Annotated in this window: 13 protein-coding genes; 1 reads left to right on the plus strand and 12 read right to left on the minus strand. The window is 53.4% G+C overall.

Features of this window, described 5'->3' with window-relative positions:
• Positions 1-339: 339 nt before the first annotated feature.
• From H8S65_RS16920 to H8S65_RS16930, 3 genes are read right to left on the minus strand one after another with little or no spacing between them, the layout of a single operon-like run.
• Positions 340-1707 carry a TolC family protein gene (locus H8S65_RS16920; RefSeq protein WP_186931041.1) on the minus strand — a complete coding sequence of 456 codons (1368 nt, stop codon included), beginning with the start codon at positions 1705-1707 and terminating at the stop codon, positions 340-342.
• Positions 1704-4919: an efflux RND transporter permease subunit gene (locus tag H8S65_RS16925; RefSeq protein ID WP_186931042.1), complete on the minus strand. Its 3216-nt coding sequence runs from the start codon at positions 4917-4919 to the stop codon at positions 1704-1706. Before H8S65_RS16925 ends, H8S65_RS16920 begins: the two co-directional genes overlap by 4 nt.
• A gap of 9 nt (positions 4920-4928) precedes the next feature.
• On the minus strand, positions 4929-6044 hold the full coding sequence (locus H8S65_RS16930; RefSeq protein ID WP_186931043.1) for an efflux RND transporter periplasmic adaptor subunit: 1116 nt from the start codon (positions 6042-6044) through the stop codon (positions 4929-4931).
• A 144-nt stretch (positions 6045-6188) separates the two neighbouring features.
• Between H8S65_RS16930 and H8S65_RS16935 the strand changes: the two genes are divergently transcribed.
• A complete protein-coding gene (locus tag H8S65_RS16935; RefSeq protein WP_186931044.1) occupies positions 6189-7022 on the plus strand; it encodes an AraC family transcriptional regulator in 834 nt (277 codons plus the stop codon).
• A 125-nt stretch (positions 7023-7147) separates the two neighbouring features.
• On the opposite strand, the gene H8S65_RS16940 is transcribed toward H8S65_RS16935, so the two are convergent.
• The 9 genes from H8S65_RS16940 to H8S65_RS16980 all read right to left on the minus strand — a co-directional run bounded on the left by H8S65_RS16940 (position 7148) and on the right by H8S65_RS16980 (position 16548).
• Positions 7148-7600, minus strand: coding sequence for a D-Ala-D-Ala carboxypeptidase family metallohydrolase (locus H8S65_RS16940; RefSeq protein WP_186931045.1), 453 nt, complete (start codon positions 7598-7600; stop codon positions 7148-7150).
• A 22-nt stretch (positions 7601-7622) separates the two neighbouring features.
• Positions 7623-7820, minus strand: a complete 198-nt coding sequence (locus H8S65_RS16945) for a hypothetical protein (RefSeq protein WP_186931082.1) — start codon at positions 7818-7820, stop codon at positions 7623-7625.
• A gap of 34 nt (positions 7821-7854) precedes the next feature.
• The gene (locus H8S65_RS16950; RefSeq protein WP_186931046.1) at positions 7855-8295 is read right to left on the minus strand and encodes an HU family DNA-binding protein; all 441 of its coding nucleotides are present in this window, start codon (positions 8293-8295) and stop codon (positions 7855-7857) included.
• A 184-nt stretch (positions 8296-8479) separates the two neighbouring features.
• The gene (locus tag H8S65_RS16955; protein WP_186931047.1) at positions 8480-9010 is read right to left on the minus strand and encodes a hypothetical protein; all 531 of its coding nucleotides are present in this window, start codon (positions 9008-9010) and stop codon (positions 8480-8482) included.
• 48 nt (positions 9011-9058) lie between these two features.
• Positions 9059-10738 carry a fibrobacter succinogenes major paralogous domain-containing protein gene (locus H8S65_RS16960; protein WP_186931048.1) on the minus strand — a complete coding sequence of 560 codons (1680 nt, stop codon included), beginning with the start codon at positions 10736-10738 and terminating at the stop codon, positions 9059-9061.
• Positions 10735-11019 carry an HU family DNA-binding protein gene (locus tag H8S65_RS16965; RefSeq protein ID WP_186931049.1) on the minus strand — a complete coding sequence of 95 codons (285 nt, stop codon included), beginning with the start codon at positions 11017-11019 and terminating at the stop codon, positions 10735-10737. Before H8S65_RS16965 ends, H8S65_RS16960 begins: the two co-directional genes overlap by 4 nt.
• An 849-nt stretch (positions 11020-11868) precedes the next feature.
• Positions 11869-13047 (minus strand): clostripain-related cysteine peptidase, encoded by a 1179-nt coding sequence (locus tag H8S65_RS16970; protein ID WP_186931050.1) that lies wholly within the window; start codon positions 13045-13047, stop codon positions 11869-11871.
• Positions 13048-13177: 130 nt separating this feature from the next.
• Positions 13178-14074: an Rpn family recombination-promoting nuclease/putative transposase gene (locus H8S65_RS16975; protein WP_186931051.1), complete on the minus strand. Its 897-nt coding sequence runs from the start codon at positions 14072-14074 to the stop codon at positions 13178-13180.
• A 314-nt stretch (positions 14075-14388) separates the two neighbouring features.
• Positions 14389-16548 carry a fibrobacter succinogenes major paralogous domain-containing protein gene (locus H8S65_RS16980; RefSeq protein ID WP_186931052.1) on the minus strand — a complete coding sequence of 720 codons (2160 nt, stop codon included), beginning with the start codon at positions 16546-16548 and terminating at the stop codon, positions 14389-14391.
• Positions 16549-16551: the final 3 nt, after the last annotated feature.

Genomic DNA, 16551 nt, shown 5'->3' on the forward strand with positions numbered 1-16551 from the left:
CAGTTCTCTTTTATTTTTTACTTATTTCTGTAGGATTACTTCCCGAAGAGAGACAATTGAGAAGACCAAAGATGTTTTAAAAATAAAAATGGATAATAAACGGGCGGCATAACAAAAAAAGAAGGCATCCTTTTCAGACACCTTCTTTAAAAGGCCTGGAGGCAAAGCCTCCTCCTCTGTGGGTTTTAACCCCTTTTAATGCAATCTATGAAAGGGGGTTAAAACCCACAGAGGAACCGGCAAAGCCGGAGCAATCATCTATCCGTCTGCTGAAGCAGACGGCAAAAGAGAGCCTGCGACACAAGACGCAGCCTCGTTTGTCAGCTCACTGATAAAACGCTACTCTCTCCCGCCTCCCAATGCCTGATACAGATTAATCACACCCTGTATTTCCGTAAAGCGGTTTGCCACCTGTGTCAGTTGTGCATTCAGGAGGCTTTGCTGTGCCGTCAGGACTTCCAGGTATGTCGTATTCCCGTACTGCATTGTCAAAGAGGTGCTTTCGTATGCTTTTTCGAGCGAAGCGATCTGCTTCTCGAAAAGTCCGGCTTTATTGCGGGCAGTCTGGTACTTCACCAACGCATCGTTTACTTCCGACCCGGCATTGAGAAGGGCCTGCCGGAAACTCAGCTTGGCTTCCTCCTGCTGTGCTTTGGCAATCTTCAACCGGGCGATATTCGCTCCCCGGTCGAACAAAGGCTGGGTGAGCGACCCGATAGCCGTCGCGAGGAATTTCCCCGGATTGACGATCATGCTTCCGGCCGAGTTTGTCCATCCGGCACTACCGCTCAAAACGATAGACGGATAGAACGCGGAACGCGCCTGGTTGGTGGCGTAGAAAGCGCTTTCGAGCGAATGCTCCGCACTGCGCACATCCGGTCGGTTGGCAAGCATCTGCACCGGGATGCCTACGGCAAGATGATCCGGCAATGTTTGTCCTTCCAGCTTGCCACGTTCGACACTGCGGGGGCTTTCCGCCAACAGAAGCGACAGGCTGTTTTCCGTCTGGTTGATCTGTTCTTTCAGGTCGAGTATCGAGGTGGAGATGCTATAATAGGTAGCCTCCATCTGCGACACGGCGGCTTCGTTTGCCAAACCCGCATCCATCAAGGCGCGCGTGGCGTCGACGGTTTCCTTCCACGATTGCTGCGTACGCTCCGAGATCGCAAGCTGCTCGTCCAGCATCAGCAAGGTGTAGTAGACATTGGCGATACTGGAAACAAGCTGCGTCCGGACCGCCTGCCTGTAGTCATGGCTTTGTTCGAGCAACGCCTTCGCCTGCTGCTTGGCGTTGCGCATGCGGCCGAAAATATCCAGTTCCCAGCTTGCCGTGACGGGCACGGAATAGGTCTGCGTCGCCTTGCCCCCGTCGAAGCTGCTCACCGTCCCTTGCGGGGCGAGGGCGAACGAAGGCAGGAAAGACAGGCGGGCGGACATCAGCGTGGCTTCGGCTTCCTCGACGCGCCACTGTGCGGAGCGGAGGTCGGTGTTGCTCTGCAAGCCCTGCTCGATCAGCACCCGTAGATGCGGGTCGGTGAAGACTTCCCGCCAGCCGAGGTTACCGAGGTTGTCCGTGCTGCCGCTCACCGCTACCTCCTCGCCATACAAATCTTCCGGGACCTCGGCAGCAGGTTTATATTTCGTATAGATGCCGCAGCTACTCAGTGTGAGTGCCGCGACAGTAAATAGAATGATCTCTTTTTTCATTTCTTCTCTGCTTTTTTACTTTCTATGTGACGTTCTCTTTCCTCCTTGGCCTCCACATACTCTTCCTGTATCTGCCAGTCGGACGCCGGCTGAAACTGGATGGGACGCACCTTCTCCTGCAAATATTGGAACACGATGAACAAAGAAGGCACGACAAACAGCAACGCCAGCGTACCGATCAGCATACCTCCTACCGTACCCGTACCCAAGGAACTGTTACCGTTGGCCCCTACCCCCGTCGCCACCATCAGGGGCAACAATCCGAACACCATCGTTCCGGCTGTCATCAGGATCGGGCGCAAACGGGCTTTGGCGGCTGAAAGAGCGGCAGAGGTCAGGCTCATACCGGCTTTACGACGCTCGGTAGCGTACTCAGTCAGCAGGATGGCAGTCTTGGCGAGCAAACCGATCAGCATGATCAGACCTGTCTGCAAGTATATATTGTTCTCCAACCCCATCATCTTGGCAAAAAGGAAAGATCCGGTCAGGCCGAACGGGACAGCCAGCAACACCGCGAACGGGATCAGGAAACTTTCGTAAAGCGCGCTCAGGATCAGATAGATCATGAGGAAGCAAATACCGAAAATGACGATGGTCGTATTGCTCTGCGTGTTCTCTTCGCGGGTGATCCCCCCGAAGTCATAGCCGTAACCTTTCGGAAGGGCCTGCCCCGCCGTCTCCTCTACGGCACGGATCGCGTCGCCGGTACTGTAGCCTTCTGCCGGCATCGCATTCACGGCTATGGAGTTGTACATATTGAAACGGCTCAGGGATTCCGCGCCGTAACTGCGCGTCAGCGTCACGAACTGGCTGAGCGGCGACATCTCCCCGTTGGACATGCGCACGAAGATGTTATCCAGCGAAGCCTCGTCGGCACGGTATTTCGGATCGGCTTGTATCATCACTTTGTACACTTTGGAGAAACGGTTGAAGTTAGAGACATACTGTCCTCCGTAGTAACCCGACAACGTGCCGAGCACTGCATCCGGCGTTATCCCGGCACGCTTGCACTTCGAGGCGTCGATTTCTACGGTCCATTGCGGGTAACGGACATCGAAAGTGGAGTAAGCCATCGAGATTTCGGGACGCTGGTTCAATGCCCCCAAGTATTGCTGTGTCGTCGTGAAGAACGTACCGATATCGCCGCCTTGCTTATCCTGCATATGCAGTTCCAACGCGTTACCCATACCATAACCGGGTATCATCCCCGGAGAGATGGCGAAGACGCTGGCGTCCTTTATGTCCGCCGTCATGCCATAGACTTGCCCGATAACCGCCTGCACATCTTCCCCCTTGCCCGTGCGTTCGTCCCACGGTTTGAGCTTCAGGATCAACATGCCGAAAGAGTTCCCCTGTCCGGCCAGCAGACCGTAGCCGGAGACTTTCTGGACGTGCAATACCTGCGGGATGCCTTCCAAGCGCTGTTCGATGCGTCTCATCACATCGTCAGTCGTCTTCAGCGAGCTACCGGCCGCCGTACTGACATTTACAAAGACGACGCCCTGGTCTTCATCGGGCACTAAACTCGTTTTCGTCGTGTTCATCAGGAATGCCAGCAGCACGACCGAGCAGGCAAGCAGCGACCAGACCATCCACTTCCGCTTGATAAAGAACAGCACGCCCTTCTTATACTTTTCGACCATCGAATCGAATGCAGCGTTGAAAGCCTTACGGAAACGGGCGGCAAAGTTATTGTTCTGCGTGCCGTCCTCGTTGATATAAGGTTTCAGGAAAAGGGCGCAGAGCGCCGGACTCAACGTCAGCGCGTTGACCGCCGATATACCGACCGCCACCGCCATCGTCAGACCGAACTGCGTATAGAACGTTCCCGAAGTCCCGCTCATAAACGAAACCGGGATAAACACCGCCATAAACACCAGCGAAGAGGTGATAACGGCATTACTGATCCCCTTCATCGCGTCGATACTGGCCATATAGGAAGAGCGATACCCGACATCGAACCGCGCCTGCACCGCCTCGACGACGACAATCGCATCGTCCACCACGGTCCCGATCACCAACACCAATGCAAACAGGGTAATCAGGTTGATGCTGAACCCGGCAATCGACATAAACGCAAACGTACCGACCAGCGAAACCACGATTCCCACCAACGGGATAACCGTCGAACGGATATCCTGCAAGAACACATACACCACTAAGATCACCAACAGGATCGCCTCGAACAAGGTCTTTACCACCTCGTGGATGGAGGCGAACAGGAAGTCGTTGGAACTCATCACCTGGGTCAGCTCCATGCCCTTAGGCAAATCTTTCCGCGCCTCCTCCAGGAACGCGTCGATATGCTGGTTCACCTCCGTAGCGTTTGATCCGGCTGTCTGGAAGATCATGCAGGAAATACCGGGGTGGCCGTCCATACCGCCGTGGTAGGCGTAGGTCTCTTCGCCCATCTCGATATCGGCGATAGTCTTCAGCTTCAGAACCTCACCGTCTTCGGTCGAACGGATCACGATCTCGCCGAACTCTTCGGGAGTGATCAGACGGCCTTTATACTTCATGGTGTACTGGTAGGTTTCGTCCGAATTCTCGCCAAACGATCCGGTTGCCGACTCGATGTTCTGCTCGGCAAGCACCTGCGTCACGTCCGAAGGGATCAGTTTGTACTGAGCCATCACATCCGGCTTCATCCAGATACGCATGCTGTAGTCGCCCCCCATGATCATCATGTCGCCGACCCCCTGTATACGGAGGATGGACGGTTTCAGGTTGATGCTGATATAATTGGAGAGGAACTTCTCGTCGTACGAGTCGTCCGGGCTGTGCAGTGAAAACATCTGCAAGATGCTGGTTTGCCGCTTGGAGGTCGTGATGCCGACCTGCGTCACCTCAGCCGGCAACTGCCCCGTGGCCTTCGACACGCGGTTCTGCACGTTGACGGCTGCCATATCCGGGTCTGTCCCCTGCTTGAAGTAAACGGTGATGCTGACCGTACCCGCATTAGAGGCCGACGAGGTCATATATGTCATATCCTCCACCCCGTTTATCGCCTCTTCCAACGGGGCGACGACACTCTTCAGCAAGGTTTCCGCACTCGCCCCGAAATAGGTCGTACTCACCTGGATCGTAGGCGGCGCAATGTCGGGATATTGTTCTACGGGCAATGTGAAAAGCCCGATAATGCCCACCACGACTATCGAGATAGAGATGACAGCCGACAGGATGGGGCGTTCTATAAAGGTTCTTAAATTCATTTTCTTCTCTTAGTTTTGTTTTACTTTAACAGGAGTTCCTTCACGCAACAGGCCGACGCCTTCCGCCACAATCACATCGCCGGCTTGCAATCCGTTGTCGACGATATACTCCCGGCCGCCGTTCACACGGGTCACGCTGACGGGTACGGACTGCGCCTTGCCGTCCACCACCTTATACACATACACCTGATCCTGTATTTCGAATGTGACGGATTGCGGAATGACCAGGCTTCCCTTCTTGGAAACCGGCAGGACGACGTTACCCGAAGTCCCGCTATACAGCAAGCCTTTCCCGTTCGGGAACACGGCCCGTAGGCTGGCTGTCCCGGTATTCCGGTCGACTACGCCGCTGATCGTCTCGATCTTTCCTTTTTCCTCATACGCCGACCGGTCGTTCAACACCAATTCCACCTCCGGCATCTCTTTCAAGGCTCCGGCCTTCGAACCATACTGCCGTGTCAGGGCAAGCAACTGGTTTTCCGTCATCGAGAAATACACATACATATCCGAATTGTCCGAAACCGTAGTCAAGGGCTGCGGCAGGTTCGCGCTGACCAATGCACCGGCCCTGTACGGCAACGTCCCGACCACTCCGTCGCACGGGCTTTTCACTTCCGTATAAGAGAGGTTGTTACGGGCGCTCAGCTCCTGTGCCTTCATCTGGGCCAATTGCGCTTTGGCGCTCAGCCAACTGTTCTCGGCGGTTTTCAGGTCGAAATCGGAAACGACGTTACGGGCACGAAGTTCCTTTTTGCTGTCGTAAGTCAGTTTGGCCGTCGCCAGCGAAGCCGTAGCGGCCTCCACATTTGCCTCCGCCGTCTGCAAAGCCGCCTGGTAAGGGACCTGGTCGATCACGAACAGCACTTGCCCGCGACGGACCGCCTGCCCTTCCTCGACACATAGTTTAGTTATAAAGCCTGATACTTGCGGATAGATGTCGATATCCTGCCGCCCGCGGATTGTCGCCGAATAAGTAGTGGAGATCACCTTGTCGGAAGGTTGTACCTGCAAGACTGCATACTCCGCTTCCATTTGTACCGATGGCGCTTGCTTGCAAGACACCATTAACGTTGCGCAACTGATAATACCTAAAAGTTGCATCCATCTTTTGTTCATCATTCTCATTTTCCAATCTTTAATTCGCGGCAAAGGTAGAGGTGATTTGTCAAGCAACAGAGTTCAAGAGTTAGCCCATATTGTTCAAAACAGGAACACATCTTCTTAATTTCAAGAAAAAACCGGTATATTTGTAACCAAAACAAGAATAAAATGGAAATTTTACGCACAACCGCCGAAGAGCCTTTTTTCGTCGGGACAGACAATTGTTCCGATATGGCCCGCCATCTTTTCAAACAGGAAGATGCCTGCATCCTTTTCTGCCATAGCGGGGAGGCACGGATCGAAATCGATTTGTTGGAATACGACATCGTCCCTAATACGCAGGTCATATTCCTGCCTAACAGCATTGTCAATTATTCATATGCCAGCCCGGACTTCTCGATCTCTTACATAACATTCTCCAATGTGTTTTTCCAGGAAGCGACGGCCCGGCTCGACCCTTCTTTCTTCCATTTCCTGAAAGAGAATCCGGCCTTCACGCTACCTGCCGGACGTACACGCACCATCAACGGGCTTATCATCGCATTGGAAGACCTCTATAAGGACAAAGAGAACTGTTTCCGCCAGCAAATCCTCCGCAACTACATACAAAGTTTCCTTTTGGACATTTACGACAAAACGCGTCGCATCTTCGAGCAGAACCGCCCGGAAGGGATCAGCCGGCAGGAAGAGTTGTTCAAACGATTCATCCAGTTGATACACAAACACTGCCTCAGCGAGCGCGAAGTCTCGTTCTACGCCCAAAAGATGTTCATCACCCCCCGCTATCTGTCGACCATCGTGCAGGCCGTCTCCGGCGAGACAGCAAAAAACATCATCGACAAACATGTCATACTGGAAATAAAAGTATTGTTGGAATCGACGGAGCTGAGCATACAGGAGATAGCCAACCGTTTGCAATTCCCCGACCAGTCGTTCTTCGGCCGGTATTTCAAGAAACACACCGGCATCTCCCCGATGAACTACAGGCGTACGCGAAGCTGACCTTGCCAAAGGCCAGCCCGGCGTACGCCATAGGGGTTATTTCCCGTGCAAGATATAATACAATGCACGTACGACAGCTTGGATAAAAGCCCACGCATTCTTTATTTTCTGAGATACCGGATATTTCATATAATGATTATTTGACGACGGTTTTTACCTTTCAACTTCAATGACAGATGCATAAACTTCTTACGTCTGTAAAAGATAGCCTGGTCAAAGTTCAGATGCTCTTCTTCCAGTATTTCCAGCAAGCGGGCGCTCCCTCCCGTAAAAACATCGACGGCCTCTCCCGTCAGGTGCTGCGAGTCGAGCACACCGCCGACAAGCGCGTTCAGTTCGGGGCAACGATAGCCGCTCGATATGTAAAGCGACAATCCCGATTTCTTGCGCAACGGTTCCAGCAGGTTCTTCACCAGATGGCGGATCGCCTTTTGTGCGCCCGGCACAGGTTTGTTATCCAAGCCGTTCGCCACGGCGACCGCGCTATATTCAAATTCCCCCATATAAAAATGGTCGCTTATCCAATCCGGATGCTTGGCACGCCAGGCGCGCTCCTTTGCAGTCAACAATTTTTCCATTTTTGTCATTCATTTTCAATGTTCAACTTCTGATTTTCAATTTATACGAATAGTCCACCCCGAACAAGGCTCCCGCAAAAGTGCTCACCTCCCCGAACGCGACCAGCACACTGTTATGTATCTCTCCTTCCGGCGCCACCCAGAATCCGGAGAAGATCAGGACAATCCCGCCCACAACAAGCAGGATTGCCATCACCAACTGAACCATCACCCCCTTCATCATTTTTCAACTTTCAACTTTCAACTCTCAACTCTCAAAGCTCCCCCGGTCTCTCCTCCTCACCACCGGAACCGCCCGTCACCGTTTCCGGCGTGATCTTTGTAAAACCCAACGTCTTCTTCGTTTCGCGCAGTTCGCTTCCCGGCGTAAAGATGATTTTAGGCGCACGGAGCATGCTGTTGTCAAAGTCCTTTTCATCCGCCACGCCTTCGCTGCTGACCGAAATGCGGAAATTCCCGAATTCACCCAACTGTACGATACGCCCGGCCTGCAATTCCATGTCCAAAACAAAATTCAGGTTGTCCAGAACCGCTTTCACATCCGCGCTCGAAACAGTGCTTCTTGCAGCGATCATCTTGCAGAGATGCTTCAGGTCCGAGAACCCTGTGTTTTTAGATACTGCGTAATACTTCTTCTCCGAATCTTTCACGCCCGGCTGGCAGGGTCGCAACACTAATTTAAATCCTTGTGCCATAACATTTGAATATTTTAAAGATTACATGTCCGTTATCGAACACAATGCAAAGGTAGAGCCTCCCCAACGTCCGAAACATCCGCAGATCAAATCGTAAACAAGTGAACAGCAGACCATTACACCCGAAAGCTATCATCCCGACGGGAATATACGGATATCCGGAAACGGCATTCTTTATCTTTTCTTAATCTTTCCCGTCGAGCCTGACGATTGCCACCAGTTCCAGGAAATCGCGGACGGTTTCGGCATCGGGTACGGCGCGGGCGATCTTTTCGCCCAGCGTATTCAACTTATAAGGATATCCGAAAACAATCAACAGGCAGGAAGCCAGATGATGATAAAAGACACGTCCCCGGCGGTCGGCATTTTCAAGGACATGAAGGACGGCGATCAACATATCCGGGTCATGGAGCGGATAGCGCAGGCGGGACATGGCCGTATGGCAGGCCAGGTAGTCGGTGTACAGGTAGCGGTCGTGCTTCAGGTACTTGTCCGTAAAACGGCGGTAGGCGGGCGGCAGCTTGTCGTAATAGCCGAAAGCAAGGCGGCAAAGGCCCAGGCGGTATTTTTCGCGCGTAGCGGCATCGAGGGTTAACAACTTCTCGTCAAACGAGTCGCAAGTAGGAGCGTCACCGAAAAGCGTACGCATCTCTTTCAACAGTTTTTTCATAAAACAGGGACCGGGCGGATAGGTCCGCCGCCCGATACCCCTCATAGCCGGTCTTTAAAAAAAGGCCGGGCCGGACCGGACATGACTGGTTCGTCAGGACGTGACGTCCTCTATAGATCGGATCGAAAAACCCTGTTTCTTCAGTTGGCGCGGGAAATGCCACAACCTGCCCCGCATGAGGATCACGGCATCGGCATAGATACGCGTACGTTCCGAGCTGCTCCAATATCCGGCTTCCACGCCACGCGCCATCCGGTAGCCGTTGATATGGCACAAATAGCCCGACAAGGGGAAAAAGACCGGGACCCCGTCGTCTGAAACCAGTTCGACCCATCCTTTCCCCGCATACGTGGGTACGCTGTTGCGAGCCTGGAACAGGCTTTCAAGCTCCAAAGACGAGGGGACCCGCCATCCGGCAGGCGAAGGGTCGGCTTCCTCGTGGCAGACCGGATGCTCGTCCGTGTTCAGGTTCCAGGCGTCTTCCGTCGTTTCGGACGAACTGTCCCAACCGGGTTCGGACTGCCCGAACTGGAAAAGCCCTCCGTAGATGCGGGAATCCGCATCCGCCTGCTCCATATCCAGGCCGCAAGGCACTGCATTGTCCGTCAGACAACGCGACTCGAGCAAATTACGGTCCAACCAGCGCCGTCCCCTTATCACCACATATCCCCCCTGATAGATCCGGATGTCATGCACCTGCCCCAGTTCGGTCACCACCCGGAGCGTCGCGTACCGCGCCGCACAGACCCCCTTGACCCGCGTCCGCTCGTCGTTGGGCCGGACGGTAACCGTGAAATAGCCGTTATAGCGTTCCTCCTTGTCCATCACCAGAGGGCCGGCAGAAACCCAACCGGGCAGGCCATCCACCAGCCGCCAGGGCAGGTTAGAACGGACATAGACCTTATAAATCCGCTCTTTGTCATCACCGGCGCAAGCGGGCGGGACCTCGATCACCTCCTGCCTGCGCCCGCAGGCATCGAAGGCCGGATATTCGATATAATAGTCAAAGACGATGCCCTGGCTCACGACAAGCGTCCGCAAGGTCTGGAAAGGATATGTGCCGCAACCGACGGTCACCAGCGCATTCCGTACCGCCACGTGGGCCGGCTTCGGATAGGTGCGCACCAACAGGTTCCGCGCGCCTCTGCATCTCTCGCCCACGGCGGGTTCCACTTCGCACCAGCCGCCCTCGTCGTTCGTCCGCAGGCTTTTCACATACCACTCGTCGCAACGCGGGCCGGGGCTTACAAGCGGGCTTTCCAAAGACATCGAGTCGCCCGGACGGATATAAAAAGTTTCCGAAAGGGTCAATTCGGGGTAATAGCCCGACTCGCACTGCGACACGGCGATACGGGCAGTCTCGCCGGCGCCGGCTGTTTCCTGGTCGGGATAAAACACAAGGACCCCGGCCTCGCGCGCCGCTAAGGCGAAGTTTGTCAGCAGATGGAGCATAAGCCGGCATTCCGAGACTTTAACGACCCGCAACCACGTGACTTCGCCCTCCGCTTCGGCCCTCCATCCGGGATTTCCGTCGACACTCACGACCAAAGTCTTGGCCATGCAATCCGTATGCACCTCCGTACGGCCCAGACGAAGGGGAGACGGCACGGAGGCCGGGTTCCGGACCGGGGCGGACACATGCCTGACCTTTTCGAGGTCTTTGCGGTAGTCGGCGCGCTTCCGGCGGTACTGTTCCGCAAAAAAGAAAATCAGGCCGCCGATGATTGCCGTGCCGCATCCGGCCAATACATATAAAATAAGACTGTCATTCACTCCTTCCCGTCATTCAGATTATCCAACAAGTCCTTTCCCGGTCTGAATTTCACACTCGTCCGTGGCTGTATCATGCAACCGACGCCCGTTTTCGGGTTACGCCCCGCACGCTCCTGTTGTTGCCACAGGTTAAAAGTCCCGAATCCCTTCAGGCAAAGCGAATCGCCCTCTTTCAGCAACGCCGTGAGCGATGCCTGAAAGGTGTTGATAAATAATAATACATCCTGCTTCGGGATAGACATGCGGGTCGCCATGTCTTTTGCTAAATCTGTTTTGTTCATAATCTTGTATTTAATTTTGTATTTAATTTTGTATTTAATCTCGTATTTAATTTTGTATTTATATTATTTTGTCTGTTACTTTTGGCTTGATCCAAAAGTAACCAAAAGATCAAGGCTTAACCGTCCAGGCTACTCCGGTCAAAGACTACGCTGTCGCCTGCGAAACTCGCTTCGCTCAAACAGCGCAGGCTCCTGCCGCTTCGTCTTTACCCTCCGCTTCACGCCCGTCCGCTTAGGCCTTTCCAAGAAAGCTCCGCTTTCTCTTAGGATGGCCGATACCGCCTGTTATATAAGTATCAGCAATCCTCAAACCCCCTCAGCCTCTCTTTTTGGGGCTGCTTCTTTGCGCATCAAGCGAAACAAGCCTTGTGCCGCATCCTTCTTTTGCCGTCTGCTTCTTGTGCCGCAGGCTTTCTTTTGCCGTCTGCTTCAGCAGACGGATAGATGATTGCTCCCGGCTTTGCAGGTTCCTCTGTGGGTTTTAACCCCTTTTATTGATTGCATTTAAAGGGGTTAAAACCCACAGAGGAAGAGGCTTTGCCTCTAAATCCTTTTAAACCGTCTGCTGAAGCAGACGGCAAAAGAAAGCCTGCGCCACAAGAAGCAGACGGCAAAAGAAACCTGCGCCACAAGGCTTGCCCCCCTTGATGCGCAATCGCAAAAAAGCAGACAGTATCGGCCATCCCCAAAGAGCCGTCAGGCTCTATCTCCGGCCTAAGCTGGTGAGCGTTAAGCGCAGAGACCGAAGTGAGCGCCCGGAGCGTCTGCTGTCTGAGCGAAGCGAGTTTCAGACGCGACAGCGAACGGAGGGAACGGAGTAGCGAAGCAGGTTCGGCCTTGATCTTTTGGTTACTTTTGGATCAAGCCAAAAGTAACTCCCCTCCCCCATGAAGTCCTACGCCAAGCAGTATTAAGCCAAGGATACCCCCCCTGTTCGATATAAGTAGTCAGGCCGCTATGGGCGAAAACCGGGATATCGACGAAGAAAGGGGTGGCTGCTTTGCCGGCGACTGTCCCGGTCAAGACGTTTCCCGCAACCGTTGCAGCCCTTCTCGCTTCGGGGCCGCCCTCCTCCTTTATCCGTTCGAGCAGGCAGCCCAGATCGAAAAACAACCGGTCTTCCGAACGGTCGAAACACTGCACCTCGCCCGCCCATTCTTCCGGTATATCCGCCATGCAGGCATACACCCCGCGCATGGCCTCCGCCAACTCGTCCATCCTGTCCAGCCGCACCACGCTCACCGTCGCGCTCCGGTAAGGAGCTTCGAGGCTGTTGCAATGGCCGTAATAGCTATCCGCCACCGCCTGCAAATCCGCTTCGGGCTGCCTGAACAAGGCTTCGAGCACAGCCGGATAGACCGGCGTGAAGCCCGGACTCAGTATCTCGGCCGACGAAGCCAACAGATAGTCCGCCTTGCCCCGCAACTCCCATGCCACCTCCACGCTCGCCATCAAACAGGCTTCCAACACGATAAAATCGAACTGCCCGTCGGGGATAGCGGCTGCGAAACCGGCTATTGCCATTTCGCGGCCGTTATCCTCCATGATGCTGCGCAAAGAAGGGGCGCCGGAACGCGGATTCGTATAACTGCCCTCCGGTAGCCATCCCGTGCCGTGGCTGAAAACAAGCAGGCCGTACGAAGGAGCCGGATAGCCCGTCGTGACGTCGCGCAGCACCTCCGAAAAAATTTCAGGCGAAGCGCTGTTCGACTCCGGATATTCCTTCACCACCTTGGCATACGGATGCTCCGCATCGCCCTCCGCTTTCAGAAGCGAAGGCGTCCCGCCCGCATCACGGCTGTCCCGGTATATCAGCAGGTTGTCCCGCCTGTTACGCCAACCCGCAACCAACGCATCCGTCTTCGCCCCGACCTCGTCCGAGAGGCTGTTGTCGCCAGCCAGGTAGACCAGCACCGTACGGCAGGGCGCAGCCCCGTCGGCCAGTTCCGCTTCACTGCTGCACGACACTGCCGCCAGCAGGAAGAAGGACAGCAAACAGATTTGTTTATTCATTTCTTTTTTCATCATCTAATACATATATTGGATTGTTTTGAATCATCATTAGGGAAGGAGACAAAAAAAGCCCCAAAAATCAATGAAGATATTCGGGGCTATAAAAAAATAAGATAAAAATTTTATCCCTGTACGGTTTTCTTTTCTATAAAGAAAGGATTTCTTCTTCGGTCAGGCCGGTACATTTCACAATAGACTCTATGTCCAGGCCCATACGCTTCATATTGGCAGCCGTTTGTCGTATGCCTTTCTCTATGCCTTGCTCCAAACCTTTCTCTATGCCTTTCTCTATGCCTTTCTCTATGCCTTTTTCCATGCCTCTCTTCATGCCGACGGTTTCGCCTTTGCGGTAGATGGCTTTTTCGACACGGATGATGTCCCAGAACTTTTCATACTGGTAAAGCTCCGCATCGTTAAAGGCCGACTCTTCCAATACGGTCAGGGCTTTATTTATATCCGGTTCGGAGCGCAATTCTTCCGGTACTTCGCGCGTCTTTTCGTCTATCTCCGTCAGGAAGCGGAGCCACAAGACCTGCATGCGTTTCTCGGCATAGGTATGCGCCGTGAATTTGGGCAGTTCGACGAAGATCAGCTTGAGCCCTTCGATGACACGGTCCGAATGTTCCTGATGGACCAAAGAATAATAATGGTAATAGCCCGGAAGCTCAGGTTCGAACACTTCGTTGACTAAGTTCAGCGAATAGACCGGTTGCAACAGTTCATACTCGCAACCCGCATCCAACTGACGGACGTAGGCCTTCGAAGCATTGAACAAGACGCGCTGGCGAAATTCGGGAGACCAAAGCATCTGCATCTCGACCAGGAATTGACGTCCATGTTTGTCACGGCAACGTACATCGACAATGCTGTATTTGCGCAACGGGTTGTCCGGAACCAGATCGGATGGCAAATACTCGATTTCTTTGATTTCCTCATCTTCGCTCAGAGGCAACAAGGCGTTGAGCAAACTGATGACCAGGTCCGGATGTTCGCCGAAGATACGTTTGAACGGCAGGTCTGCCTTTGGATTCAGATATTTCATAGTTAATTCTATTTATATGTTGTACGGCAAAGATATACATTTTTTCTTTACTTTCCTAATTATTTCCCTCCCCAATATGTCAAAGATCTCATTATTCCGCTACTACGATTGAGGTTGCCTGCCACAGGCAAGAAAAAGTAACCGCTGGATAAATTAGTGTAAGATCACGGATTGCCATCTCATTACAAATATGCCTGAATCGAGGGTGTGCCAAAATACCCTTGTCCCCGCGTCAAGCGCGGGAACCGGGCAGCTTTGACACATCTCCTCGAAAAGAATCGAATTAATCGAATGCGGTCGGCAATTCGCCTCCCTTATTCTTGGACACAACGCACCGAGTAACCGTTCGCGCGTTCGTTCGAGCTCGTATGCAACGCAGCTTCACTATTGAAGCCCACGGCGCCTGCGCTGGCGACTGACGGAGACGACGACCAGTAGCTGCCGTTGATGCCCTGACTGACGGAAGCACCGCTATTACGATTGCGGTAGCCCGCAGCAGGCAAGACGAGTGTACTGCCGTCCACGCCGGTGATCTTCAATAATTTAGCTAAACTATCCCATTCCTTAGTGATATCTTTATTGCCCGCACCGATAGCCTTCCATTCGGAGAAAGTCGGAACACGCCAACCGGCAGGACAAGGATCATAAGCCGTTTTAGTCGGTGTAGCTTCCGATCCCCCATTCCATAAATCATCAATTTTATCAGAAAGCCAATCTGAGCCACTTGTTACAAATTTCGCCTTCCAAGTATCCTGCGATTCGAAATCCGTAGTATCGCTAACCAACGTAGCCGTTGTCGTTACCGCATCAGTTGATGCCGCGAAACCAACCTTACGCCCCCACTGGAAGAGTTTCCCGCAAGTCTCAGTAATATCGCCGGTTGAAGCCACTGACGTCGGCATGGACGTTGCGCCAACATTGACCGGAGCCCAGAAGAAATTCTTGCCCGTCGTGCTGTTCTTCATCAGGACAGGTTTCAATTCCGTACCGAAATAATTCGGACGGCTCTCGATCGTGATCGTATCACAAGCCTCCTCGTTGCCACCGTTCTGGATGATCACGTAGATATTCATCGGGACTCTTTGATTATCCTTCTGTTTCGGAACATTGATCGTAAACGGGGTTACCACCTTCGCTGCGTATGTGATGACCGGAGTGCCTGCCTCGACAATCGGAGTCGCAACCAGATCGGTTTCGATGGAAGCGCCCTTCGTGTCATACTCGTAAGTTACCTTATATACGGAAGCGGTCGTACCCTCCGTATGGAAACTCAACGTACCGGTCGCTGAACCATCCGTACTAATCGTTTTGCTTGCCGCATCCCACGACAAGGAACCGGTAATTCCACTGGCATCTACCTCTTCTATAGCCGGAACCGGGAAGACCGGTTTCACCTTGATCGTGTCGGATTCAGCCCACTCTTTCACCTGGATGTTCCATACGATATCCGTTGAATCGGGAGCGGGGTTGATATTGATCACGTAGCGCGTGTTGCGTGCCAACGCGATCGGATCGCCGGTCATACCGACACCGTCCGCTTTCTTGAGCGCGATGATCTTCGAGATGTTACCGCCGCGGTATGTACCGTCGATCTGAACAGCGGTAGCCTTCGATGCTTCATCGTTGGGATTCTCGTAGGCATACAGCGTGTCGAGCTTCTGGATGCCGTTATCAAGCACGACACTACCGCTTGTCGGGAACGCCTCCGTTGCAACATCTATCGAACCGATAGAAGCGTTTTCAGGCAACAGGTAAGAGTGCAGCTTCGAACGCACCAAGCGGGCGGATGTCAGGACGAACCCCTTGCTTTCATCCCCATTGACATAGGCGTTGTTATGGATGTCGATGCGGGAAACAAGACGCTCCAGTTCGAAAGTAGCCTCGGCGGTTCCGCCTCCATTGCCTCCGTTTCTCTCCCAGGCGCCTATTTTTTGCGTCGCATACATCAAAAGCGGCGTCTGCGGGTTGGCAGCGAGGGCAAGTGTCCGGACATTTGCCAAATCATCCCAACGTTGGATATTTTTCAACGTCTCCGTCAGGCCGTTTTCGGCATAGTTGGCGATCACGATCACCTTCGGGTCCGCCCAACCATCGCTCTGATGGCGGATTTTAGCCGTATAGTTGCCAGCCGAGACTTCGTCCAGTTCTTCCTGCAATCCGTTGGCGCTCAAAGGCTCTTCGGTGCTGAAATAGGCGCCGAACTTGCCGGCCATCTCTTCGCTATCGACCGTTTCCATCCCGGTCTGCACAAAGAAGGCGACGCTTTTGATCGTCATTTCCTCAGCGGTAGCCACATCGGTAAGCTTTTCACCGGCTTTGGTGAGACTTTTGCCGGGATTCGTCAGCGTGACGGTCAACGCGCCGTAACCCGCTTCCACATAATCCGGGTTTGTCCGGATAATCTCCTCGTCACTGTTGCAGGAGGCAAGCATGCCTGCCACCAACAAAGGGAGTAATGCTATTTTATAGTTCATGAT

The sequence above is a fragment of the Parabacteroides hominis genome, assembly GCF_014287585.1.
Lineage (GTDB): Bacteria > Bacteroidota > Bacteroidia > Bacteroidales > Tannerellaceae > Parabacteroides > Parabacteroides hominis.

What these genes read in the sequence shown, in the direction of transcription:
- H8S65_RS16920 (WP_186931041.1), bottom strand. Translation starts at nt 1,707, where the DNA reads ATGAAAAAAGAGATCATTCTATTTACTGTCGCGGCACTCACACTGAGT.
- H8S65_RS16925 (WP_186931042.1), bottom strand. Translation starts at nt 4,919, where the DNA reads ATGAATTTAAGAACCTTTATAGAACGCCCCATCCTGTCGGCTGTCATC.
- H8S65_RS16930 (WP_186931043.1), bottom strand. Translation starts at nt 6,044, where the DNA reads ATGAGAATGATGAACAAAAGATGGATGCAACTTTTAGGTATTATCAGT.
- H8S65_RS16935 (WP_186931044.1), top strand. Translation starts at nt 6,189, where the DNA reads ATGGAAATTTTACGCACAACCGCCGAAGAGCCTTTTTTCGTCGGGACA.
- H8S65_RS16940 (WP_186931045.1), bottom strand. Translation starts at nt 7,600, where the DNA reads ATGGAAAAATTGTTGACTGCAAAGGAGCGCGCCTGGCGTGCCAAGCAT.
- H8S65_RS16945 (WP_186931082.1), bottom strand. Translation starts at nt 7,820, where the DNA reads ATGAAGGGGGTGATGGTTCAGTTGGTGATGGCAATCCTGCTTGTTGTG.
- H8S65_RS16950 (WP_186931046.1), bottom strand. Translation starts at nt 8,295, where the DNA reads ATGGCACAAGGATTTAAATTAGTGTTGCGACCCTGCCAGCCGGGCGTG.
- H8S65_RS16955 (WP_186931047.1), bottom strand. Translation starts at nt 9,010, where the DNA reads ATGAGGGGTATCGGGCGGCGGACCTATCCGCCCGGTCCCTGTTTTATG.
- H8S65_RS16965 (WP_186931049.1), bottom strand. Translation starts at nt 11,019, where the DNA reads ATGAACAAAACAGATTTAGCAAAAGACATGGCGACCCGCATGTCTATC.
- H8S65_RS16970 (WP_186931050.1), bottom strand. Translation starts at nt 13,047, where the DNA reads ATGATGAAAAAAGAAATGAATAAACAAATCTGTTTGCTGTCCTTCTTC.
- H8S65_RS16975 (WP_186931051.1), bottom strand. Translation starts at nt 14,074, where the DNA reads ATGAAATATCTGAATCCAAAGGCAGACCTGCCGTTCAAACGTATCTTC.
- H8S65_RS16980 (WP_186931052.1), bottom strand. Translation starts at nt 16,548, where the DNA reads ATGAACTATAAAATAGCATTACTCCCTTTGTTGGTGGCAGGCATGCTT.